The sequence below is a fragment of the Stenotrophomonas sp. CFBP 13718 genome, assembly GCF_014842145.1.
Classification (GTDB): domain Bacteria; phylum Pseudomonadota; class Gammaproteobacteria; order Xanthomonadales; family Xanthomonadaceae; genus Stenotrophomonas.
Genome location: NZ_JACYVC010000005.1, coordinates 159,908 through 177,516, shown reverse-complemented (window position 1 = coordinate 177,516; position 17,609 = coordinate 159,908). Strand labels below are relative to the sequence as shown.

At 63.8% G+C, this 17,609-nt stretch carries 30 protein-coding genes and 1 tRNA gene; 19 read left to right on the top strand and 12 right to left on the bottom strand.

Annotated elements, in window-relative coordinates:
* The first annotated feature begins 30 nt into the window (after positions 1 to 30).
* Entirely contained in the window at positions 31 to 690 is a 660-nt protein-coding gene (locus IFT58_RS10380) for a hypothetical protein (protein WP_192094736.1), read from the top strand.
* Here the strand turns inward: IFT58_RS10380 and IFT58_RS10375 are convergent.
* The 9 genes from IFT58_RS10375 to IFT58_RS10335 all read right to left on the bottom strand — a co-directional run bounded on the left by IFT58_RS10375 (position 675) and on the right by IFT58_RS10335 (position 4,688).
* Positions 675 to 1,079, bottom strand: a complete 405-nt coding sequence (locus IFT58_RS10375; RefSeq protein WP_192094734.1) for a recombination protein NinB — start codon at positions 1,077 to 1,079, stop codon at positions 675 to 677. The genes IFT58_RS10380 and IFT58_RS10375 overlap by 16 nt on opposite strands.
* Positions 1,076 to 1,657, bottom strand: a complete 582-nt coding sequence (locus IFT58_RS10370; RefSeq protein ID WP_192094732.1) for a hypothetical protein — start codon at positions 1,655 to 1,657, stop codon at positions 1,076 to 1,078. The genes IFT58_RS10375 and IFT58_RS10370 overlap by 4 nt, the downstream gene beginning before the upstream one ends.
* Positions 1,654 to 1,845 (bottom strand): hypothetical protein, encoded by a 192-nt coding sequence (locus IFT58_RS10365; protein ID WP_192094730.1) that lies wholly within the window; start codon positions 1,843 to 1,845, stop codon positions 1,654 to 1,656. The genes IFT58_RS10370 and IFT58_RS10365 overlap by 4 nt, the downstream gene beginning before the upstream one ends.
* Positions 1,835 to 2,272 carry a hypothetical protein gene (locus tag IFT58_RS10360; protein WP_192094728.1) on the bottom strand — a complete coding sequence of 146 codons (438 nt, stop codon included), beginning with the start codon at positions 2,270 to 2,272 and terminating at the stop codon, positions 1,835 to 1,837. The genes IFT58_RS10365 and IFT58_RS10360 overlap by 11 nt, the downstream gene beginning before the upstream one ends.
* Positions 2,265 to 3,212 carry a DUF1376 domain-containing protein gene (locus tag IFT58_RS18655; RefSeq protein ID WP_197974591.1) on the bottom strand — a complete coding sequence of 316 codons (948 nt, stop codon included), beginning with the start codon at positions 3,210 to 3,212 and terminating at the stop codon, positions 2,265 to 2,267. Before IFT58_RS18655 ends, IFT58_RS10360 begins: the two co-directional genes overlap by 8 nt.
* Position 3,213: 1 nt before the next feature.
* Positions 3,214 to 3,531 carry a winged helix-turn-helix domain-containing protein gene (locus tag IFT58_RS10350; RefSeq protein ID WP_192094726.1) on the bottom strand — a complete coding sequence of 106 codons (318 nt, stop codon included), beginning with the start codon at positions 3,529 to 3,531 and terminating at the stop codon, positions 3,214 to 3,216.
* A complete protein-coding gene (locus IFT58_RS10345) occupies positions 3,528 to 3,710 on the bottom strand; it encodes a hypothetical protein (RefSeq protein WP_192094724.1) in 183 nt (60 codons plus the stop codon). Before IFT58_RS10345 ends, IFT58_RS10350 begins: the two co-directional genes overlap by 4 nt.
* Positions 3,707 to 4,186 carry a phage regulatory CII family protein gene (locus tag IFT58_RS10340; RefSeq protein WP_192094722.1) on the bottom strand — a complete coding sequence of 160 codons (480 nt, stop codon included), beginning with the start codon at positions 4,184 to 4,186 and terminating at the stop codon, positions 3,707 to 3,709. Before IFT58_RS10340 ends, IFT58_RS10345 begins: the two co-directional genes overlap by 4 nt.
* 253 nt (positions 4,187 to 4,439) lie before the next feature.
* Entirely contained in the window at positions 4,440 to 4,688 is a 249-nt protein-coding gene (locus IFT58_RS10335; RefSeq protein ID WP_192094720.1) for a hypothetical protein, read from the bottom strand.
* Positions 4,689 to 4,767: 79 nt separating this feature from the next.
* On the opposite strand from IFT58_RS10335, the gene IFT58_RS10330 reads away from it, so the two are divergent.
* From IFT58_RS10330 to IFT58_RS10260, 15 genes are all read left to right on the top strand, one after another.
* A complete protein-coding gene (locus IFT58_RS10330) occupies positions 4,768 to 5,235 on the top strand; it encodes a transcriptional regulator (protein ID WP_192094718.1) in 468 nt (155 codons plus the stop codon).
* 6 nt (positions 5,236 to 5,241) lie between these two features.
* Positions 5,242 to 5,604: a hypothetical protein gene (locus IFT58_RS10325; protein ID WP_192094717.1), complete on the top strand. Its 363-nt coding sequence runs from the start codon at positions 5,242 to 5,244 to the stop codon at positions 5,602 to 5,604.
* 25 nt (positions 5,605 to 5,629) lie between these two features.
* Positions 5,630 to 5,992, top strand: coding sequence for a hypothetical protein (locus IFT58_RS10320; RefSeq protein WP_192094715.1), 363 nt, complete (start codon positions 5,630 to 5,632; stop codon positions 5,990 to 5,992).
* A gap of 309 nt (positions 5,993 to 6,301) precedes the next feature.
* Complete coding sequence (locus IFT58_RS10315) at positions 6,302 to 6,682, top strand: hypothetical protein (protein WP_192094713.1); 381 nt, start codon at positions 6,302 to 6,304, stop codon at positions 6,680 to 6,682.
* On the top strand, positions 6,679 to 6,894 hold the full coding sequence (locus tag IFT58_RS10310; RefSeq protein WP_192094711.1) for a hypothetical protein: 216 nt from the start codon (positions 6,679 to 6,681) through the stop codon (positions 6,892 to 6,894). Before IFT58_RS10315 ends, IFT58_RS10310 begins: the two co-directional genes overlap by 4 nt.
* A complete protein-coding gene (locus tag IFT58_RS10305; RefSeq protein ID WP_192094709.1) occupies positions 6,891 to 7,103 on the top strand; it encodes a hypothetical protein in 213 nt (70 codons plus the stop codon). The genes IFT58_RS10310 and IFT58_RS10305 overlap by 4 nt, the downstream gene beginning before the upstream one ends.
* The gene (locus IFT58_RS10300; RefSeq protein WP_192094707.1) at positions 7,100 to 7,321 is read left to right on the top strand and encodes a hypothetical protein; all 222 of its coding nucleotides are present in this window, start codon (positions 7,100 to 7,102) and stop codon (positions 7,319 to 7,321) included. Before IFT58_RS10305 ends, IFT58_RS10300 begins: the two co-directional genes overlap by 4 nt.
* A complete protein-coding gene (locus IFT58_RS10295; RefSeq protein WP_192094705.1) occupies positions 7,318 to 7,590 on the top strand; it encodes a hypothetical protein in 273 nt (90 codons plus the stop codon). Before IFT58_RS10300 ends, IFT58_RS10295 begins: the two co-directional genes overlap by 4 nt.
* On the top strand, positions 7,587 to 8,432 hold the full coding sequence (locus tag IFT58_RS10290; RefSeq protein WP_192094704.1) for a recombinase RecT: 846 nt from the start codon (positions 7,587 to 7,589) through the stop codon (positions 8,430 to 8,432). Before IFT58_RS10295 ends, IFT58_RS10290 begins: the two co-directional genes overlap by 4 nt.
* Positions 8,433 to 8,434: 2 nt before the next feature.
* A complete protein-coding gene (locus IFT58_RS10285; protein WP_192094702.1) occupies positions 8,435 to 10,231 on the top strand; it encodes a hypothetical protein in 1,797 nt (598 codons plus the stop codon).
* 82 nt (positions 10,232 to 10,313) lie between these two features.
* Positions 10,314 to 10,589 carry a KTSC domain-containing protein gene (locus tag IFT58_RS10280; protein ID WP_192094700.1) on the top strand — a complete coding sequence of 92 codons (276 nt, stop codon included), beginning with the start codon at positions 10,314 to 10,316 and terminating at the stop codon, positions 10,587 to 10,589.
* Positions 10,590 to 10,599: 10 nt separating this feature from the next.
* On the top strand, positions 10,600 to 10,827 hold the full coding sequence (locus tag IFT58_RS10275) for a hypothetical protein (RefSeq protein WP_192094698.1): 228 nt from the start codon (positions 10,600 to 10,602) through the stop codon (positions 10,825 to 10,827).
* 32 nt (positions 10,828 to 10,859) lie between these two features.
* Entirely contained in the window at positions 10,860 to 11,066 is a 207-nt protein-coding gene (locus tag IFT58_RS10270; protein WP_249405661.1) for a hypothetical protein, read from the top strand.
* Between the two features lie 30 nt (positions 11,067 to 11,096).
* Positions 11,097 to 13,259 (top strand): DNA cytosine methyltransferase, encoded by a 2,163-nt coding sequence (locus IFT58_RS10265; RefSeq protein WP_192094696.1) that lies wholly within the window; start codon positions 11,097 to 11,099, stop codon positions 13,257 to 13,259.
* Entirely contained in the window at positions 13,256 to 14,065 is an 810-nt protein-coding gene (locus tag IFT58_RS10260) for a hypothetical protein (protein ID WP_249405660.1), read from the top strand. Before IFT58_RS10265 ends, IFT58_RS10260 begins: the two co-directional genes overlap by 4 nt.
* A gap of 1 nt (position 14,066) precedes the next feature.
* On the opposite strand, the gene IFT58_RS10255 is transcribed toward IFT58_RS10260, so the two are convergent.
* Positions 14,067 to 14,870: a hypothetical protein gene (locus IFT58_RS10255; RefSeq protein ID WP_192094694.1), complete on the bottom strand. Its 804-nt coding sequence runs from the start codon at positions 14,868 to 14,870 to the stop codon at positions 14,067 to 14,069.
* Here IFT58_RS10255 and IFT58_RS10250 point away from each other — a divergent pair.
* Both IFT58_RS10250 and IFT58_RS10245 read left to right on the top strand, forming a co-directional pair.
* Entirely contained in the window at positions 14,869 to 15,114 is a 246-nt protein-coding gene (locus IFT58_RS10250; RefSeq protein WP_192094692.1) for a hypothetical protein, read from the top strand. The two genes, IFT58_RS10255 and IFT58_RS10250, sit on opposite strands and share 2 nt — an antisense overlap.
* Positions 15,114 to 15,356, top strand: coding sequence for an AlpA family phage regulatory protein (locus IFT58_RS10245; protein ID WP_191768139.1), 243 nt, complete (start codon positions 15,114 to 15,116; stop codon positions 15,354 to 15,356). Before IFT58_RS10250 ends, IFT58_RS10245 begins: the two co-directional genes overlap by 1 nt.
* Positions 15,357 to 15,392: 36 nt before the next feature.
* On the opposite strand, the gene IFT58_RS10240 is transcribed toward IFT58_RS10245, so the two are convergent.
* Together IFT58_RS10240 and IFT58_RS10235 are read right to left on the bottom strand one after the other, a co-directional pair.
* Positions 15,393 to 15,482: transfer RNA gene (locus IFT58_RS10240), tRNA-Ser, on the bottom strand.
* A 150-nt stretch (positions 15,483 to 15,632) separates the two neighbouring features.
* Positions 15,633 to 16,625: a LysR substrate-binding domain-containing protein gene (locus IFT58_RS10235; RefSeq protein WP_188326970.1), complete on the bottom strand. Its 993-nt coding sequence runs from the start codon at positions 16,623 to 16,625 to the stop codon at positions 15,633 to 15,635.
* A gap of 120 nt (positions 16,626 to 16,745) precedes the next feature.
* Between IFT58_RS10235 and IFT58_RS10230 the strand changes: the two genes are divergently transcribed.
* A complete protein-coding gene (locus IFT58_RS10230; protein WP_192094690.1) occupies positions 16,746 to 17,324 on the top strand; it encodes an NAD(P)H-dependent oxidoreductase in 579 nt (192 codons plus the stop codon).
* Positions 17,325 to 17,609 lie beyond the last annotated feature (285 nt).

The following is a 17,609-nucleotide window of genomic DNA, read 5'->3' as shown; positions in this document are numbered from 1 at the left end:
AATCACTTGCATCGACACAGGGGAAGTGACATGGCCGATCCGGTCAACTATTGCAGCTGGTTCTATGGCTCGTTTTGCATCTCGCAGAGCGAATGGGCTACATGGACTCAAGCCGGACTTACGGTCGTCACCTTTGCAATTGCGCTTATCACGCAACACAACACAGACGCGCGCGCAGCCAAGCAAAAAGCAAAGGCAGATGCTGCGCTTCTGGAAGAAAAGCTCAGGGCTGCCGAAGATCGACGCTCCCAAGCAGAGAGCTCGCTGGCGAATGAGAAAGCTCAGGCTTTGCTCAGGTCGAGAGCAACAGCAATATCTCTCCATCCCGAGCTGCTGAACTTCGAATCGGTCTTGGAAGCAATCATCCGACACGGGCCAGCCGATTCCCCCGCCGAGGAATACGAACTTATTGTCCCAAACCTCGATATCCGTCATCGCCCCTTTGAAGCAATGCATATTCCCACTGCGGCCGAGGCACTGCTGACGGTGACCGACGCGGCTAACCGACTGCATAACTACCTTGACGCTTGCAAGACGTCTGAGCAATTCGGACCAAGCGAGATGAAGTACATCGACGACCTCGCACAAGAGTCTCTGCCAAAAGTAATAGCCGCTCAGGAAGCAGTGCAAGTTATCGCCAGAGGTTGGCCTGCACATGCCGAAAGAGATACCGATCACGCAGCCTCCTGAAAATCGCGCGGATTGTGACCCAGCCCCAGCAGCACCGTGTCCGACCACCGCACCGGCCGCGCGCGCATGCCCTGCTCTTCCGGGTGGTCGCCGATATGCACCAGCACAGTGATGGCGTCGCACGCCAGCGACTTCGTCAGCTTCATGCTGGATCCGCCCAGCATGATGTGACCAGGCGCGCCCTGCCCCCGGTCGATGGCAGGCATCAGGCGCCAGCCCAGCATCATGCCGGCCACCATGTGCCGCCAGTCATCCTTCGTGAGGCGCTGGCCGTGCCAGGACAGGCCGGCGGCCAAGTCGCCGCAGATCGCGTTGAGCATGCGCTGCTGCTTGGTCGTCATCATGCCCTCGCCGCGGTCCTGCCAGTCGGAGGGCTGGATCGCGCTCATGCTGCTTTCTCCGCAAGGACGGCCGCCCACGCGGCAGCGGTTTCCGCCGCGCGAGTGCTCGGTTGCGGCGCTGGCTGCATAAGCCGCTGGTGAAGCATGGAATGGAACTCCGCTGCACCGACGCGCACCTTGATGCGGGCCATGGCCGACAACATCATCTGCATCTCGCCTTCGTGGAAACGGCGCTCGAATGCCCATGGGTTGTGACCTTGGTGCCAGGTCTTCGGCTCGTGCCCGGAGGTCAGGAATACACGCCTCCCTGAAACCTCCAGAAGGCCCCAGCCGGTGGGCATCTCGGCTGCACGGAGCAAGCCCTTCGGGGCCATGTAGTACCGGTACAGGCCAAGGCCTTTCGAAGGTTCCGCGCGGAACGGCTTCTTCCGATCAGCGAGGAAGTCCGAGCGACTGACCTTGCATTCGATGAGCATCGAACGCCCGGTGTACCAGCCAATGGCATCCGGGTTTTCTCCGTTGGCCGTCGCTGCGCACAGCTCTTCCAACACCACCGGGCAACCTGCGGTATTGCGTAGCCAGCGACCGGCAATCTTGACCAAGTCCGCATGGGTAAGGTCGCTCATGCAGCCACTCCCAGTTTCATCTCGTAATCCCGCTGATCCCAGCCGGCCTCCCATTCCTTGCGCTGCATGTGGCCGGCGGTGCCCATCTCGTACAGCGGCACCGAGCTGCGCGGCTTGTGCGCCTCGCGCATGTAGCGGCCGGTCTGGCGCGCGCGCAGCAGCAGCTCTTTGCTGACCTCAGGCGGCATGTCGCACCTCATCCGGCGCGATCGCCGGAGCGGCCTGCACTTCCGGCGCTGGATCCGCGACTCCCAGCAGGTCCGCGATGTCGTCCATGTGGCGGGCGACCTGGTCGCGGGTTGCCGGAACCGGATGCCGCACCTCGTGCTCGATCTCCGCCACCGGCGCCGGCGGCAGTTCACCGCCGCGCATCACGAACTCCTTCGCCCGGTTGTAGGCGGCCTGCAGCAGCTTGTCGGCCTTGTCGGCGCTGGCCAGCCGATAGCGGTGTCCGTCCAGGTACTGCCACACCAGCCGGGTGAAGCCGTCCTGCTGGCCAGCGTCGGCGCGCACCGCGTCGAACGGCGGGATGCCCAGGCACATCATCCGGAACTGTGGCAGCGTCGGCGGCCACGGATCCGCAGTGGCAATGCAGGCGGCCAGGCCGTCAGCCATTTGCCTTCCCGACAACCCGGAAAGTCCCTTCGACCACGTCTTCGCCGCTGCCCCCGCCGGATCCGCCGTGTACCCACTCGTCCACTTGTGGCCGTAGATCTGTGCCATGTGCTTCCAGAGTTGATCCATGACGTGCTGCGATTGCAGACGTGGCGTCGATGACGTTTCCGCCCTGCTCTCGGGCGCGGATGAACTGCTCAACTTGGTCGGCAGGAGCGAGGCGACGTGTTCCATGATGGGTTCCGGTGTTCTGCGGTGGTTGCTTGGGGCCTTCGGCGTGGCGGGCCCGGGCGGTGCTGATCGCCCAGGCAAAGGGCTTGGCCACCGGTGGTGCGCGGCTCAGGCCCTCAGTGACGGTGTCGCTCAGGGCTTGCGGCGTGACGCCGTCCTCGAGAGCGGCCAGCAGATCCGGATGGCTCGGGTTCGTCGTGTGGCAACCAGCTCGGCGCATGAGCAAGCACGCCTGCCCCGCCAAGGTCGCTACCTCAGAGATCTCTGGTGCTTGCTGAGATCTATCTGGAGTAAAGGTGGTGTCTGGTGATTGGTGAGCTTTCAATCCGGTTTCATTTTCATAACCCGCCGGAAACCCGCTGGGTTTCTCTTGGGTTTCGTCTCGGTTCTTTTTCGGGGGTCTGCCGCCCTTTCGGCCGTTTTCGCGCGCAGTGGCAATGCGGCCGCGAGCCTTCTCGAGCTCCTCTTCAACGCGACCGTTAACCCAGAGGTTTTCCTCCAAACGAAAGAACTCCGCGAGGACCACATCGACTGCAGTGCGCTCATCTACAGAACGGGCGCGCGCAATGCGATGAGCCTGTTCGGCCGGGATGCCGCACTCGGTCGCGTAGTACCTGTCCAGCAGCAGCGTGTAGACGCCGTGCTCCAGCAGGCTGAGGTGCCCTGTGTCCTTGGCGTAATCGCCTAGGTGGCGTTCGTAGTAATTCATGTCAGGCAGCCAAGGGCACCTGATCGGCGCGGTCCAGCACCGGCAGCCAGGTCTGGCAGCGCTTGCGACTCATGCTGCAGATACGGGGCGCACCGTGGACGGCCAGGCCCTCGGCCTCAAGCTCGGGCAGCCTGCGCGCGACCATGTGGCGGTCGAGGCAGGCGGAGAAAGCCAGCTCGCGGCTGGTCAGGCCCGGATGCTGGCGCAGCGCTGATGCCACCTGGGCCTGCTGCTGGGCCTGCGTGCCCGAATCCACGAGATCGCGCGCGGCTTCATGGCTCGTATCCGGATCGGTATTGCGTGCGGGAAGGTGGCTCATTGCTCATTCCTCCGGGCCCACGTGATGTCGCCGTAGTCGCGCATCGATATGGGCTTGATGGGTGATGGCGCTCCCGGCCGTTGGATCTGGCCACCCTTGGCCAGGAATGCGTCGAGCTTCGCCTGCATCTTCTGGCGGTCGGGCTCGCGCGCGCGGATGTCGTTTTCGAGGCGGCTCACAGAACACCCCGCTGGCCCTTGGCCTCGCGCAGGCGGGACATCAGCATGATCATCGCGGCCTGCACGTCGCTGGCCGCCGACTGAAGCTGTGCGAACTCGTTGTCGGTGATCAGCCCGTCCTTGAGGCAGTTGTTCAGCACCTCCGCGAACTGGCCCTTGCTGGCGGAGGTAGCCAGGATGGTGCTGGTGAGGCAACCGGCGTTCTCGGGTGCTTCGAGGCGATGCAGGCCGTAGCCATGCTCAGCGGCGAGCGCGACCAGGATGCGGTGGTCACCGGTGAGGTCCATGATCTCGCTCGCTTCCTTGAGCGTGACGTGGTGCGTCGTGTTGTTCGGATTGACCTTGTTGCGGAGAACGGCGCCGGACATGGGCTTTTCTTCGCCCCTGTCGTTGGTCGTGATCAGTCGCGTAGCCAGCGCCTCGGCGCCGCCGGGCGAGTCTTTTACGGTCTTATGGGCAGCGTCGATGATGTTCATTGGGTCGCTTCGTGAACGTGGAAGGGGTTGCTGGGCCAGCGCAAGATCAGCGCCATGGACATGAACAACTCAGGGAAGTCGGTGAATCAGGTTGTGTCGCTGGTCCGCATGTGCGGGAAGCCGTTCGTGCTGCGAAGGGTCGATGGGAAGCCCAAGGCTTTTCCCCTTGCCCTTCCCGACCTAGGCCCGGTGCCTTCGGGCGGCGGGCAGGTCCTTTGGCTATGGGGAGAAGACGATGCAGCCGCCTAGCTCCTCAGGCCGCATGCCCCATCTCGCTCTCAGCATCATTGGCTGCACGATGTACCAAGCCGGGAGCCGGACCGAACACGTCCTGACGCGCCAAGCGGGTGTAAGGGGGGATGCCTCGATACTTCCAGTTCTGCACGCGCTGGACGCCGCGCGGCAGGTCGTACCCCAGCGAACGAGCAACATTAGTCGGCCCGCCAAGACGGTCGATCAGGGCGGCATCGGGATGAAGCTCTACTTTGGAGTTGGCGTTCATGCCCGCATTAAACACTGCGTTTAAACATGAGTCAACATCTCGTGTAACAACGCGCCGTTTAGTAACGGGACAATTGGCAATGGCCACCATGAACCCGTCCGCAGCCCGCCTCTACGCGGCCGCCAGATCTCTGCCCCACCCTGTTGCGACTCAATCTGAGCTCGCCAGGGCGCTCGGCCAGTCCCCTCAGACGGTAAAGAACTGGGAGGCACGGGGCGTAAGCGCGGTCGGTGCCTCGAAGGCGCAGCAGGCCCTTGGCATCAGCTCTACGTGGATATTGGAAGGCGCCGAACCCATGTTCGTGAACAGCGCGCCGGCTCAGTCTCACCCTGCGGGACTGCAACGTCAGATCATCGCCACCACGGTGAGGCTCATTGACTACGTCGATGACATGGTTCTGGATCCAATCCCAGATGCTGATCGTGATCGGCTCATAGACATCGCTACCGCGGAGGTCATGGAGCACTGGTCACGCGGCATGGAGGGAGATCGGGACTTGGCAACGGCTGGCAAGAGCGTCATCGCCAAGTTCAGAACAGGAGGGTGAGTGGGGATGACCGATAAGGATCAGGATTTGCGGCAAATGGCACAGGCTGTTGCCGATGCAATGGGAGCACGCACCGGGCGGAAGGTCCGCCGACTACGGGTTGTAGGCGAACAAGCGAACGATGGGCTAAACGCAATTCAGCGAGATGTCCTGTATTCCCGTATCCGCGACCTGTCCGAGCTGTACTCGCTCGCATGGCTAGTGAGGCAGGAGACGATGGAAGTCTCGGGGATAATGGAGTGCCTGACTGACGAGGCGCTGCAAGCGCTTCTGGCGACCGTCGAGTGCGCCGTTGAGTGCGTGCACGAGGGCGTTCCGTTCGTGGAGAAGGGCCTCATCAAAGGTCTGACCTGCAACTGGGTTGCCTGATCTAGATCGTAAACATGGAGCGTCTATGAAGAAGTTGATCATCCCCCTATTCCTGCTGTCTTCTGCCCTAGCCGGCTGCGCGACCGCTGCGCGCGAAGACAAAGTAATGCTGCGCGATAAGGCGCCGCTGCTGACCCTGGAGAGCACGCGCTCCGTGGACGATTACATCGGGTGCCTCAACCCCAAGCTGGTTGCGATCCGCCCTCCTGTCACTCTGATGCGCGACGGCAAGGCGACCGTGCTACGCATGACCAGCTTCGCGCAGCCTGTCCTGGTGGTCGAAGTGACGCCCAGCTCCGCCGGCTCCACAGGGATCGTGCTGCGGTCCAGATTCGACAATGCGCTCGGCGTGTCGGCTTCGGTCAAGGCTGCTCAGGAGTGCCGCTGAAGCCTTAGAGCGCCGGCTTTGAAGCCCCGCCAAGTGCGGGGCTTTTTTTTGCCTCCCGTAGGAATCGACGAAAATAAATTAAACATCATGTTGACTCACGTTTAAACGTGTTGTTTAATCCCGTCATCGCCCCAGCACGACGCTGGTGACAGGGAAACGACATGTCGCAGACAACACGAAAGGCAAGGCAGGCTCGCCCTCTGTGGCAGCCCGTCGCAGCCGTCTACGCACTGGCAGTGTTCACCACCGCCGCTGGCCTGCGCTTCGGCGCACTGGTCTTCGGGTGGACCTTCGGACCGGGGTGCTGACATGGCCTCGATCACCGAACTGCATCCGGAAGCCAAAGTCCGCGAGGAGCGCCATAACCGCGCCGTGCTGCTGGCCAACCTCCAGACCACCGGCTTGCGCATGCCTGGCATCGAAGTGGCCTACCGCGCCGCCACGTTCGCCGGTGCTTCGGACGAGATGGCCTGGGAGGCAGCGCGCCGGCACGAACTGGCGATGATCGGCTTCCCGGACGAGATCTCCACGACCGGTGGCCTGAGCTACCCCCGTGGCCTCGCCGACGAAGAGTCGTCCCGGAAGCGCCGCCAAAGCCTGATCGACACCTGCCGGGCGCTGCCGAACCCCTTCGCGCAGCAGGCCGACGCCATCCAGCGCGGAAACAGCGACTTGGAGGAAGCCGCATGAGCGCTATCACGTCGAAGTGCTACCGCAATCGCGCGGGCTTCGGTGACTACACCGATTTCGTTGAGGTCCTGTCCGACGGCACCTCGATCATCCACAACAACAGCGGGCAGCAGGATCACTTTGCTCATGACTTCCGCCGCCCCATCGCGAGCGGGGACTGGATTGAAGTCGATCCGCCGGGACGCGCCTATGCCAAGGCAGGTGTCGCATGAGCGCCCAGGTCCTCGCCTTCCCCATCCAGACCACCAGCCAGAAGTACCTGCTGGAGAGCGTGCGCGCAGCGGCATCGCGCTCCGGTCTGGACGTCAAAGAGACGGTTCGCGAGTTCGTCGCCGCCGGATGCACCAAGGAGGCCCAGAACCGCATCTGGGAGCGCGCCCGCCGCCGGCGCATGGCATTGCAGACAGGAGCATTCGAGTGAACAGGAAACGTCAGGAAAAGCCGCTCCATCCGGAGCTGATGGAAGAGCTGAACGACATGCACATCGCCGCAGCGAACAAGCCTGATGGCGCGTGGTGGGCAATGCTCGAGGACACGGTCACCAACTACAACTACCGCACCGGCCACGGGTATGACCCGAACGACGCGGTCCACAAGTGGGTGCGCACCTCCGGCCATTTCGAGCAGGTGCCCGCATGAGCCGCCATCCCGTCGGTCTGCTCACCCCGGCCTTCATCGCCGCCGTGCTGTTCGCCTTCTGCCTCGCGCTTGCGCTGCTGGCCAGCCCGCGCAACGCCGACAGCTTCGTCCTGGTTGGCGGCGTCGGTGCCCTCTTCTTCGGCTACCGCACCGTCGCTGAGGTCCACCAGGTGTGGAAGCAGTTCACCGACCAGCTGGAAGCCCGGAAGGCCCTCCGCCGCTCGATCCCTCTTACCCGCATCAACATCCGCAAGGACGACATTCGATGAACGCTGTAGCCCAACCGCAAACCACGCTCGCTGCCCAGCCACGCCAGCAGTTCGACCTGAGCCCGCAGACGTTCGAGCAGGCCCTGCAGTTCTGTGACTATCTCGCTAACAGCGACCTTGTCCCGAAGGACTTCAAGGGCAAGCCTGACAACTGCTTCATCGCCATCCAGTGGGGTAGCGAGCTCGGTCTGAAGCCGATGCAGGCTATCCAGAACCTGGCCATCATCAATGGTCGCCCCTCCTTGTGGGGTGATGCGGTGATCGCCCTGGTGCGTAGCTCCCCGCTGTGCGAGTACGTCACCGAATCGGACGACGGTCACACCGCCGTGTGCCGGGTCAAGCGCCGCGGGGAGCCCGAAGAGTTCCGCACCTTCAGCATCGACGATGCCAAAAAGGCGGGGTTGGACACGAAGGCGGGTCCGTGGACCCAGTATCCGAAGCGTATGCGCCAGATGCGTGCCCGTGCCTTCGCCTTGCGCGACGTCTTCCCCGACGTGTTGCGTGGCATGCCCATCGCTGAAGAGGTGATGGACATCTCCAACGGGGAAGCAACCCAGGTGAGTAGCCAGAACCGCCCTGCCATCACCGGCACGGCTGAGAAAGCGCTGCCGCTGTACTCCGATGCTGACTTCAGCGCGAACCTGTCGAAGTGGTGGGACATCATCGCCAGCGGCCGTAAGTCGGCTGAAGAGCTTATTTCCACCCTCCAGACGAAGGCGCGATTCACGGCCGAGCAGCTGAAGGAAATCCGGAATCCGCCGAAGGATGAAGACGAAGGCGAGCCTCAGAGCGACGTCGCCGCTGCTGCCGGCGGCCTCACCCAGACTGCGTTGGAGCGCTGATCATGCGTACCGTCAACCTGATCCAAGGCACGCCCGAATGGCATGCCCACCGCGCTGACCACCTCAATGCCAGCGAAGCGCCCATCATGCTGGGCGAGTTCCCGAACATCAGCCGCTCCGAACTGCTGAAGGTCCGCGCCACTGGAGTGGCCCAAGAGATCAGCTGGTTCCTTCAGCAGATCTTCGACAACGGCCACCAGTTCGAAGCACTGGCCCGCCCGCTGGCTGAGGACATCGTCGGGGAGGACCTCTATCCGTGCGTGGGTATGCAGGGGAAGCTGTCCGCCAGCTTCGACGGCCTGACCCTGCTCGAGGACACTGCGTTCGAGCACAAGACGCTCAATGCCATTCTGCGCGCCTGCATGACGCCGGACTGCGTTGGCACCGACCTGCCGCTCTACCACCAGATCCAGATGGAGCAGCAGTGCATGGTCAGCCAGGCCGAGCGCGTGCTGTTCATGGCCTCGGAGTGGAAGCAGGACCCGCAGACGGAAGAATGGCAGCTCGTTGAAGAACGGCATTGCTGGTACTACCCGAACCCCGAGCTGCGTGAGCGGATCGTGCCCGGTTGGGAGCAGTTCGAGGCGGACGTGTGCGCTTACCAGGTCGTGCCGGTCGCCGAGCCTGTGGTGGGCAAAGCCCCCGACCAGCTGCCGGCGCTGCGCATCGAGCTGCAGGGCATGGTCACTGCGAGCAACCTCGCTGACTTCCGTGCCCATGCCATCGGCGTGCTGAGCGGTATCAACCGCAACCTGCAGACCGACAACGACTTCGCCGATGCCGAGCAGACGGTGAAGTGGGCGAAGGCAGTGGAAGAGAAGCTGGACGCAGCCAAGGCGCACGCCCTGAGCCAGACGGCCGACATCGACGCCATGTTCCGCACCGTGGACGACGTAAAGGCCGAGACCCGCCGCATTCGCCTGGAGCTGGAGAAGCTGGTCGGCAAGCGGAAGGACGAGCGTCGGATCGAGATTGTCCACGCCGGGCGCACCAACGTGCAGGACCACTACGACCAGATCAACGCCTCCATGGGCCAGCACGCGATCGCGTTTCCGGCGCAGGCCGTAACGGCAGAGCTGGGCGCATCGATCAAGGGCAGGAAGTCGTTCACCAGCATGGAAGACGCCGTCAGCACGACGGCAGCGAACATCAAGATCGCCGCAAGCCAGCTGGCCGAGCGGATCCGCGTCAACGTCGGGATCCTCAACGAGCATGCCTTACACGCGACGCTGTTCGCTGATCGGGTGCAGCTGTGCGCCACGAAGGCGCCGGATGACCTGCGCAACCTGGTCGCGGCTCGCATCGGGGCGCACCAGCAGGCTGAGCAGCAACGCCTGGACGACGAGCGCGCAAAGATCCGCAAGGAAGAAGAGGCGCGTGCCGCTCAGCTGCAGCAGGAGAAGGACGCAAAGGCGGCGCGGGATGCGGCGGCAGCCGTCGCCGTGGCCACGCCGGCACCTGCTCCCGAGCCGGTCGCCGCCACTGCGCCGGCAGAGGTCGCCGCGCAGCCTGCGCCGGTCGTCCAGCAGAAGCCCTACATGGAGGCCGTTGCCGACCTTGTTGGCGATGCCGCGCCATGGGCAGCAGAGGGCAAGAAGATCAAGCTCGGCGAGATCAGCGCCCTGATCGGCCCGCTGTGCATCAGCGCCGACGGCCTGCGCCAGCTCGGCTTCGAACCTGTCAGCACCGAGCGCGGCGCGAAGCTCTACGCCGCCGACCAGGTGCCGGCCATGTGCGAGCAAATGATCCGCGTCCTGCGCGCTGCGGCAAACGGCGAAACCTACCCGCTGGCCGCGTAACGAATCACCCCTGCCCTGCCCTACAGGGCCCCGCGCCGGCCGGGTCCACTCGCCGGCTTCCCTCATCAACTGGAGCACCACCATGGCACTGCGCATCGCACTGCAGGACGTCGAGTCCAACCAGATCCACTCCATCGGCCACGACGCCGAGACCAGCACCCTGGCCATCCGCTTCACCAGCCGCAAGGGCGGCGTGGTCGGCCCGGGCAGCCTGTACCACTACGCCAACTTCACCGCCGACGACTTCGCAGCCTTCCAGGCAGCCGAGTCGAAGGGCAAGCACTTCGGCGCCCACATCAAAGACCAGGTCGCCAAGTACCCGTTCACCAAGGTCGACGAAGCCGCGCTGGCTGCCTGAGGAGATCGCCATGCCGTACGTGACTGTGGAGGTCGACGTCGACCTCGATGAGTTTTCCGACAAAGAGCTTATCGACGAATGCAAGAAGCGCGCGATCACGGCAGCCGTTGGCAACGCCGACGCTTCTGAAGCAGGGCTGATCGTGGAACGCGCGTTTCTGGCATGCCGCGCACGTACCGACCTTCCGCAGGAGCTGAAGGAATTGTTCTGGAAGGTCCATGACCGCGCGATGCCGTAAGGCACCGCGCTCTATCCGAGCCGAGACCCGACATGAAATTGCGGACCCAACTCGACCTCTTCGAACACGATCCGGCCCGACTTGCAAAAGCGTGGCGCGCCGCAGCCGAGCAAGCGCTCATCGATATGCAGTTCACCCTGTCGGTCCGGCAGGAGCGACATGACTACTACATGGCAGAGGCTATTCGGCTGGAAGACCTGGCCGCGCTCTGCAACGGCTGCGCGGCCAAAGCCGCGTAGCCGATCACCCCATCAGACTCCGAGGCATCCATGGCAGACGGCTCCCGCTCCTTCAACTTCCCAGCGCCACAGCGCTCGCGCCTGCGCCCCGGCGAGATCGTGGTGGACCTGTTCGCCGGCGGCGGCGGTGCCAGCGAAGGCCTGAAGCAGGCACTCGGCGTCGACCCGGCGCTGGCCTACAACCATGACGAGCTGGCCATCGGCATGCACGCCGCGAACCACCCGCTCACCCAGCACCACCGAGAAGACATCTGGCATGCGGATCCGCGCGTGGACGTGGCCGGCCGGCCCATCGGCTGGTTCCATGCCTCCCCCGACTGCACGCACTTCAGCCAGGCCAAGGGCGGCCAGCCGCGCAGCCGGAAGACGCGCGCCCTGTCGTGGGTGGTACTGAAGTGGGTTGGCCAGCTTCGCCGCGCGGATGCGCTCTTCGGCACCAACACTGCGCCGCGCATCATCTCCATGGAGAACGTCTGGCAGATCCTGACTTGGGGACCGCTGGTGGCGAAGCGCTGCAAGGCCACTGGGCGCGTGCTGCGCATGGATGGGACCGTTGCTCAGCGCGGTGAACGCGTGCCGGTGGACAACCAGCAGCTGGTGCCGGACAAGCGCCACAGCGGCCGCACCTGGGACCAGTTCGTCGCTGCCCTGCGCGCCCTCGGCTATGTGGTGGAGTGGAAGAAGCTGATCGCCAGCGACTTCGGGGCCGGGACCAGCCGTGAGCGTCTGTTCCTGCTCGCTCGGCGCGACGGCGAGGCTATCGTCTGGCCGAAGCCCACCCACGGATCCGCTGCTGGCATGACGCCGCGTGTCAGCGCCGCCGACTGCCTGGACTTCAGCCTTCCCTGCCCTTCGATCTTCTCCCGCAAGCGGCCACTGGCCGACGCCACCATGCGTCGAGTGGCCAAGGGCGTGGTGCGCCACGTGCTGGAGAGCGCAGATCCCTTCATCGTTCCGGTGACTCATCAGGGCGCGGATCGAGTGCACAGCATTCACGACCCACTTAAGACGATCACTGCAGCAAACCGTGGTGAGCTGATGCTGGGCGTACCCGAGCTGGCACCGTTTATCGCAGAGCACGCCAATGCCAGCAACCAGCGCACCATGGCTGCTGATGAGCCGCTGCGAACCGTATGCGCTGGGGTCAAGGGCGGGCACTTCTCCGTGGTTACGCCGATCCTTGCCGGTGTCGGCGGCCGTGCCGGGCAGACCGAGCCGCGCTCCGGCGCAGATCCGCTGTACACCATGACGGCGAAGGCCGACACCGCTTTGGTCGCGCCCTCTCTGGTCAAGTTCCGTGGCGACAGCATCGGCCACCCAGTGACTGATCCAGTCCCGACAATCACCTCGGGAGCAGGTGCCGCACGGCCGGCGGGCGCAGCGCACGCGCTGGGCATCTCCGCCGCGAGCTTGGTCACGCTCCGCAACAACATGGCTAGCGCCGATCCGCAAGAGCCCCTGTCCACCATCGCCGCGCAAGGTGAGCACCACGCGTTGGCCTGCGCCCACCTGACCGCGATGGCTCAGAACGTCGTCGGCAACGATCTACGCGACCCGGTCCCGACCATACTTGCCGGGGCAACGCGTTTCGGTGTCGTGTCAGCGTTCGTGGAGCAGGCCAATGGCGGCTTCTACCAAGGCGCAGGCAATGATGCCCGCGATCCGGTCAGCACCATCACCGCCAGCGGCAGCCAGCAGCGCCTGGTCACCGCCCACCTGATGACCAACACCAGCAACCATCCCGGTGCCGCCGCCGATGCTTCTGTACCGACGATCACCAGCGCGGGCAACCAAGCCCTCGTTGAGTGCACGCTGAGTCCGGAGCAGATCGAAGGCGCCGAGCGCGTCGCCGCGTTCCTGGTGAAGTACTACGGCAGCGGTATCGCTGTGGACCTGCGTAACCCGCTCGACACCGTCACCACAAAGGACCGCCTCGCGCTGGTCACCGTGCTGATCAAGGGCACCCCCTACGTCATCGTGGATATCGGTCTGCGCATGCTCAAACCTCATGAGCTGTTCCGCGCACAGGGCTTCCCGGTGAGCTACATCATCGATCGCACTGCCAACGGCACACCGCTGAAGACCATTGCGCAGGTCCGCATGGTCGGCAACAGCGTCAGCCCTCCGCCGCTTTTCGCACTCGCCGAGGCCAATCTGGACCCGGCCGAAGCTGACCTGAGGATCGCCGCATGAACCAGCAGAACACCATGGCGGGCAAGACCGCCGCCAACCTGGTGCAGGGCATCGCCACGCGGCTTTATGGCGACGCCGGCTCAGGCGTCACCGACCTGATCGCGCTGAACAATCTGGTCAACCGCCAGTCGGCACGGCTGGCGCCGAGCAACCCTCTGTTGGCAGTGGCACGCCGAAACATCCGGAAGTTCCTGGCCATGGCGTCCTTTTCGAGCTCGGTGGACCGCTGGTCAGCTGGCCAGTGCGTCGACGTGATGGAAGCGGCTATCGACGCCCCGCCCGCGCAGGCAGCGGGCCCGTGCCACGCGAATGGGCCGGGCCGCACGCTGTACATCGATCTCGACGGCGTCATGGCCGACTTTGACGGCGCGTTCCCGCATGTGTTCGGGCTGGACCATCGATCCTTGGCCGACGATAAAATGTGGGGGCACATCAACGTACACCCATCCTTCTTCCGCGACCTGCCGCCGATGAGGGGCGCGCTGGACTTCTTCCGCAGCGTCGAGCAGCTGAATCCGGTGAACCTGACGGCCTGCCCGAAATCGAACTACCCACACGTGGCCGCGCAGAAGCGGGCCTGGGTTCGCGAGCATCTGTCGCAGACGTGCTTGGTGCTGCCGGTGCTGGGCGGACGCCATAAGCCGCTCTTCATGCACCAGCCCGGAGACATCCTGGTCGACGACTTCGGCAGGAACTGTATCGCATGGGCAGAAGCAGGCGGCATCGCCATAAAACATGATGGCGACTGGGCCGAGACCCGACTGGCACTGGCCTCGATCTGCAGCCAGGCGGTGGGCAATGGCTGAATCACTTCTCGGCCATTCGAGTTCTGAGCACCTTCAACCTAGCTTCGACGCGGTCGGGCAGAGATTCCAGTTCGACACGCGCTCCGGGACCCTTTCCTTCCTGAAACCGTTCCATCCTCTCAATTGCAGATTCGAGCATGTCCAAGAGCTCCAATCCAAACTCCACCCTAGGTCGCGCAAATGCTTTCCAGTCTTTTTCCGCTTTCACTCTGACCTGATCAGCCCTTATGCCAGGGTGCCCATTGAAGAACTGCCAAGTAGCAAGGAGTGTCAGCAACTCGAGCGCGTCTTCATCTTTAAAGCCTTGGAGTTTGCCGGTGCAGCTTCGCAGAAGTACGAGGTCATTGAGCGGCTTATCGTTTCCGTAGGACTCAATCAAGGCGTCAGAAATCCTTCCTCTGCCAAACGGGGTCCAGTAGCAAAGTATCGGCACGAGCTGGCGACGCGCGTAAGCGAGTTCGCGACCGATCGCGTGAGCAAGCTGTTTAGCAACCTTCCGATGTGCTTCGTTAGCGGCTTCCCACTCTCTCTCCTGGATGTGCTCGGCCTTCGCCCGCTCAGCGGCCACTGCCGTCTCAGCCGCCGTCTCTTGTCCCCGGGCCGCCCGCAAAGCGACGAGCACTGCGGCAAACGTAACTACCGCAGCCGCAAAGCTACCAACGGCGGCAATTCCAGCCCAATCAAGGCCGCATGCGGGACCAGAGTCAAAGCATGGCGTCAAATAATTAAAATGAGTCAACCGCATATCCCCCTGTGGACAGGGCGGCATTCTGCCACGAGCATGATCCGTGGGGTCATAGTCCATGGCTGAAATGCAGAAGGAAGGAGCGCTCGACCATCGGGAAGTGGGCCACGAGCTGGCCCGTCGCTCCGGAGTAAACCTGACGCGCGCACGGAAAGGCGTCGTGCGGCTGTGGGAAGCGCGCGGCCTGGCGCTGATCGCTTTGGTGTGCGGTGACGAAGATGAGGTGGCCAGGATCATGGCGCATGCAAGAGGCCGCACTGGCAAAACGAAGCCGCCCGCGATCGACGCGGCGAAGGAGCACTGATGAGCGGCACGAAGACCGCGGCCGATTTGGCCGCTGACCTCCAGGACATCGAGGTCGTAATGATCCGCACCTCGTTGAGTCGGGCGTCGATCTATCGCCGAATGGCACAAGGCAGCTTCCCCAAGCAGCGGAAGCTGGGCGCGCGCACGGTGTGGGCTAAAACGGATATTGACCGCTTCTGCGCCGAGGTGATCGGCGACGGAAGTATGGGAGACTGTATGGGACAGGATTTGGCAGCGTAGTATTCCACTGCCTTTTCAGTCACTTACAAAAGGTCTTGGCGGAGAGAGTGGGATTCGAACCCACGGAAGGTTTGACCCTTCGCCGGTTTTCAAGACCGGTGCCTTAAACCGCTCGGCCATCTCTCCGATGTGCTGCAGTCCCGGAGGCTGTCCGGGGAGGCGTATTCTCGCATGCGTCGGGGGCGTTTGCCCATGGCTCGGCGCGTGCCAGTAGCCCGGATGGTGAAGGTTTACGCCGAGCATGGCTCGGCGCTACCAGGCGACGGGCGTGTTGCGTCAGCCGGCGTCTACGGCCAACGCGCCCAAGGCTGTCGCCTTGATCTTCTCTTTGGCCCGCTCGCAGGCGCCGCCGCAATCCAGTCGTGAGGCTTCCAGCTGCGGCGGCAGGTGCTCGGCCAGGAAATCGATGAAGACCCGCACGGCCGGCAGCAGGCCGCGGCGTGAGGCGAACACCGCGTGGCAGATGCCCTGCGGCAGCGACCATTCGGGCAACACCACTTCCAGCTCGCCCTTGCGCACGGCATCGGCGCAGACCGTTTCCGGCAGCATGGTGATGCCGAAACCATCTTTGACCATGCTCTGTAGCAGTGGGAAATCAAAGCCGGCCACGCGCGGCTGCAGGTCGACCCGGCGCACGGCGCCTTCCGGTCCGTGCAGTTCCCAACGTTGGCGGGCCTCGTCTTCGCTGATGCTCAGCGTGACGTGGTTGATCAGCTCATCCGGATCCTTCGGGCGGCCGGCCCGATCCAGATACTTCGGGCTGGCGACCAGCAGTTCCTGCACCTGGCCGAAGCTGCGCATGACCAGGCTGCCATCGTCATCCAGCCGCGAACGCACGCGCAGGGCGACGTCGTAGCCTTCGTTGATGATGTCTACGCGGCGGTTGCTGATGTTCAACTGCAGCCGCACTTTGGGGTACTGCTCCAGGAACTTCGGCAGCAGCTTGGGCAACTGCATCTGCGCCAGCGATACCGGGACACTTGCGCGTACCAGGCCGCGCGGCTCGGCACTCAAGCGGTCCACCACCTCGCGGGCGGCTTGGGCTTCAGCCAACATGGTTTGCGCATGGCGGTGCACGCTGGTGCCGACGTCGGTGACGGCAAAGCGACGCGTGGAGCGCTGCAGCAGACGGACGCCGAGGTCGGTTTCCAGCTGGCTGATGCGGCGGCTCAGGCGCGACTTGGGGATGCCGAGCGCACGTTCTGCTGCGGCAAAACCGCCGTGGTCGACCACCATGGCGAAGTAGTAGAGATCGTTGAGGTCTTGCATGTCGCAGTTCCATAGGTAGAACAATACGTGGCATTCAACCATCTTTATCCCACATTGGCAACAACCTATCGTGTGCCCTGTCGGCGGCGCTTAAGCCTCCCCCATACATAGGTGACTGCCATGAAGCTTCTGCATATCGACGCCAGCGCGCTCGGCGACAATTCGGTTTCCCGCCAGCTGACCGCGGCGGTGGTTGGCCGTTTCAAGGATTCCGCTACGGACTTGGATGTGGCATACCGCGATCTGGATGCAAATCCGATCCCCCACCTGCGCGGCAGCTCGCTGGCCCAGCTGGATGCGACAGAAACCGCCGATGCACAGCAGGTGTTGGAGCAGTTCCTGGCTGCTGACGTGGTGGTGATCGGTGCGCCGATGTACAACTTCAGCATCCCCTCCACGCTGAAGGCTTGGATCGACCGCGTTGCGGTGGCCGGCAAGACATTCAAGTACACCGAGGCGGGCCAGGTTGGGCTGGCCGGTGGCAAGCGGGTGATCATCGTGAGCAGCCGTGGCGGCATCTATGCGGATTCGCCGGCGGACTTCCAGGAGCCGCTGCTGCGTCAGGTGTTTGCCTTCATGGGCATCAATGACGTGGAATTCGTGCGTGCCGAAGGCATCGCGTATTCGCCGAAGCATCGCGAAGAAGCAATCGCCGCGGCGCTGGCGAACCTGCCGGAAGCGGAGCTGGCTGCGGCCTGAGGTGGTTGATGTGTTCCAGCGGTTGCTGGCGGCTCGTCGTCGGCCGGTGACCGTGGGCTGAAAGTGTCCCTCCCCCGTTTCAGCCCGTGTAGCGGCCCTGCAGAGATGTGGGGCCGTTTTTTTTGCGGTGTGTTGGGGGGTAGCGCCGAGCCGTGCTCGGCGAGCGCAGCGGTGGTTGGCTGACGGCCGGCGGCCGGCATTGCCGCGAAGTGCAGCCGGCTGAAGCCGGCTCTACCGAGTGCACACGGGTGCGGCGGGGTGACGGACGGGGCCGGCATTGCCCAT

What these genes read in the sequence shown, in the direction of transcription:
- IFT58_RS10280 (WP_192094700.1), top strand. Translation starts at nt 10,314, where the DNA reads ATGGCACTGCGCATCGCACTGCAGGACGTCGAGTCCAACCAGATCCAC.
- IFT58_RS10260 (WP_249405660.1), top strand. Translation starts at nt 13,256, where the DNA reads ATGAACCAGCAGAACACCATGGCGGGCAAGACCGCCGCCAACCTGGTG.
- IFT58_RS10310 (WP_192094711.1), top strand. Translation starts at nt 6,679, where the DNA reads ATGAGCGCTATCACGTCGAAGTGCTACCGCAATCGCGCGGGCTTCGGT.
- IFT58_RS10365 (WP_192094730.1), bottom strand. Translation starts at nt 1,845, where the DNA reads ATGCCGCCTGAGGTCAGCAAAGAGCTGCTGCTGCGCGCGCGCCAGACC.
- IFT58_RS10255 (WP_192094694.1), bottom strand. Translation starts at nt 14,870, where the DNA reads ATGGACTATGACCCCACGGATCATGCTCGTGGCAGAATGCCGCCCTGT.
- IFT58_RS10350 (WP_192094726.1), bottom strand. Translation starts at nt 3,531, where the DNA reads ATGAGCCACCTTCCCGCACGCAATACCGATCCGGATACGAGCCATGAA.
- IFT58_RS10295 (WP_192094705.1), top strand. Translation starts at nt 7,318, where the DNA reads ATGAGCCGCCATCCCGTCGGTCTGCTCACCCCGGCCTTCATCGCCGCC.
- IFT58_RS10315 (WP_192094713.1), top strand. Translation starts at nt 6,302, where the DNA reads ATGGCCTCGATCACCGAACTGCATCCGGAAGCCAAAGTCCGCGAGGAG.
- IFT58_RS10325 (WP_192094717.1), top strand. Translation starts at nt 5,242, where the DNA reads ATGACCGATAAGGATCAGGATTTGCGGCAAATGGCACAGGCTGTTGCC.
- IFT58_RS10380 (WP_192094736.1), top strand. Translation starts at nt 31, where the DNA reads ATGGCCGATCCGGTCAACTATTGCAGCTGGTTCTATGGCTCGTTTTGC.
- IFT58_RS10305 (WP_192094709.1), top strand. Translation starts at nt 6,891, where the DNA reads ATGAGCGCCCAGGTCCTCGCCTTCCCCATCCAGACCACCAGCCAGAAG.
- IFT58_RS10335 (WP_192094720.1), bottom strand. Translation starts at nt 4,688, where the DNA reads ATGAACGCCAACTCCAAAGTAGAGCTTCATCCCGATGCCGCCCTGATC.
- IFT58_RS10320 (WP_192094715.1), top strand. Translation starts at nt 5,630, where the DNA reads ATGAAGAAGTTGATCATCCCCCTATTCCTGCTGTCTTCTGCCCTAGCC.
- IFT58_RS18655 (WP_197974591.1), bottom strand. Translation starts at nt 3,212, where the DNA reads ATGAATTACTACGAACGCCACCTAGGCGATTACGCCAAGGACACAGGG.
- IFT58_RS10230 (WP_192094690.1), top strand. Translation starts at nt 16,746, where the DNA reads ATGAAGCTTCTGCATATCGACGCCAGCGCGCTCGGCGACAATTCGGTT.
- IFT58_RS10265 (WP_192094696.1), top strand. Translation starts at nt 11,097, where the DNA reads ATGGCAGACGGCTCCCGCTCCTTCAACTTCCCAGCGCCACAGCGCTCG.
- IFT58_RS10245 (WP_191768139.1), top strand. Translation starts at nt 15,114, where the DNA reads ATGAGCGGCACGAAGACCGCGGCCGATTTGGCCGCTGACCTCCAGGAC.
- IFT58_RS10330 (WP_192094718.1), top strand. Translation starts at nt 4,768, where the DNA reads ATGGCCACCATGAACCCGTCCGCAGCCCGCCTCTACGCGGCCGCCAGA.
- IFT58_RS10375 (WP_192094734.1), bottom strand. Translation starts at nt 1,079, where the DNA reads ATGAGCGCGATCCAGCCCTCCGACTGGCAGGACCGCGGCGAGGGCATG.
- IFT58_RS10270 (WP_249405661.1), top strand. Translation starts at nt 10,860, where the DNA reads ATGAAATTGCGGACCCAACTCGACCTCTTCGAACACGATCCGGCCCGA.
- IFT58_RS10275 (WP_192094698.1), top strand. Translation starts at nt 10,600, where the DNA reads ATGCCGTACGTGACTGTGGAGGTCGACGTCGACCTCGATGAGTTTTCC.
- IFT58_RS10290 (WP_192094704.1), top strand. Translation starts at nt 7,587, where the DNA reads ATGAACGCTGTAGCCCAACCGCAAACCACGCTCGCTGCCCAGCCACGC.
- IFT58_RS10370 (WP_192094732.1), bottom strand. Translation starts at nt 1,657, where the DNA reads ATGAGCGACCTTACCCATGCGGACTTGGTCAAGATTGCCGGTCGCTGG.
- IFT58_RS10250 (WP_192094692.1), top strand. Translation starts at nt 14,869, where the DNA reads ATGGCTGAAATGCAGAAGGAAGGAGCGCTCGACCATCGGGAAGTGGGC.
- IFT58_RS10360 (WP_192094728.1), bottom strand. Translation starts at nt 2,272, where the DNA reads ATGGCTGACGGCCTGGCCGCCTGCATTGCCACTGCGGATCCGTGGCCG.
- IFT58_RS10235 (WP_188326970.1), bottom strand. Translation starts at nt 16,625, where the DNA reads ATGCAAGACCTCAACGATCTCTACTACTTCGCCATGGTGGTCGACCAC.
- IFT58_RS10285 (WP_192094702.1), top strand. Translation starts at nt 8,435, where the DNA reads ATGCGTACCGTCAACCTGATCCAAGGCACGCCCGAATGGCATGCCCAC.
- IFT58_RS10340 (WP_192094722.1), bottom strand. Translation starts at nt 4,186, where the DNA reads ATGAACATCATCGACGCTGCCCATAAGACCGTAAAAGACTCGCCCGGC.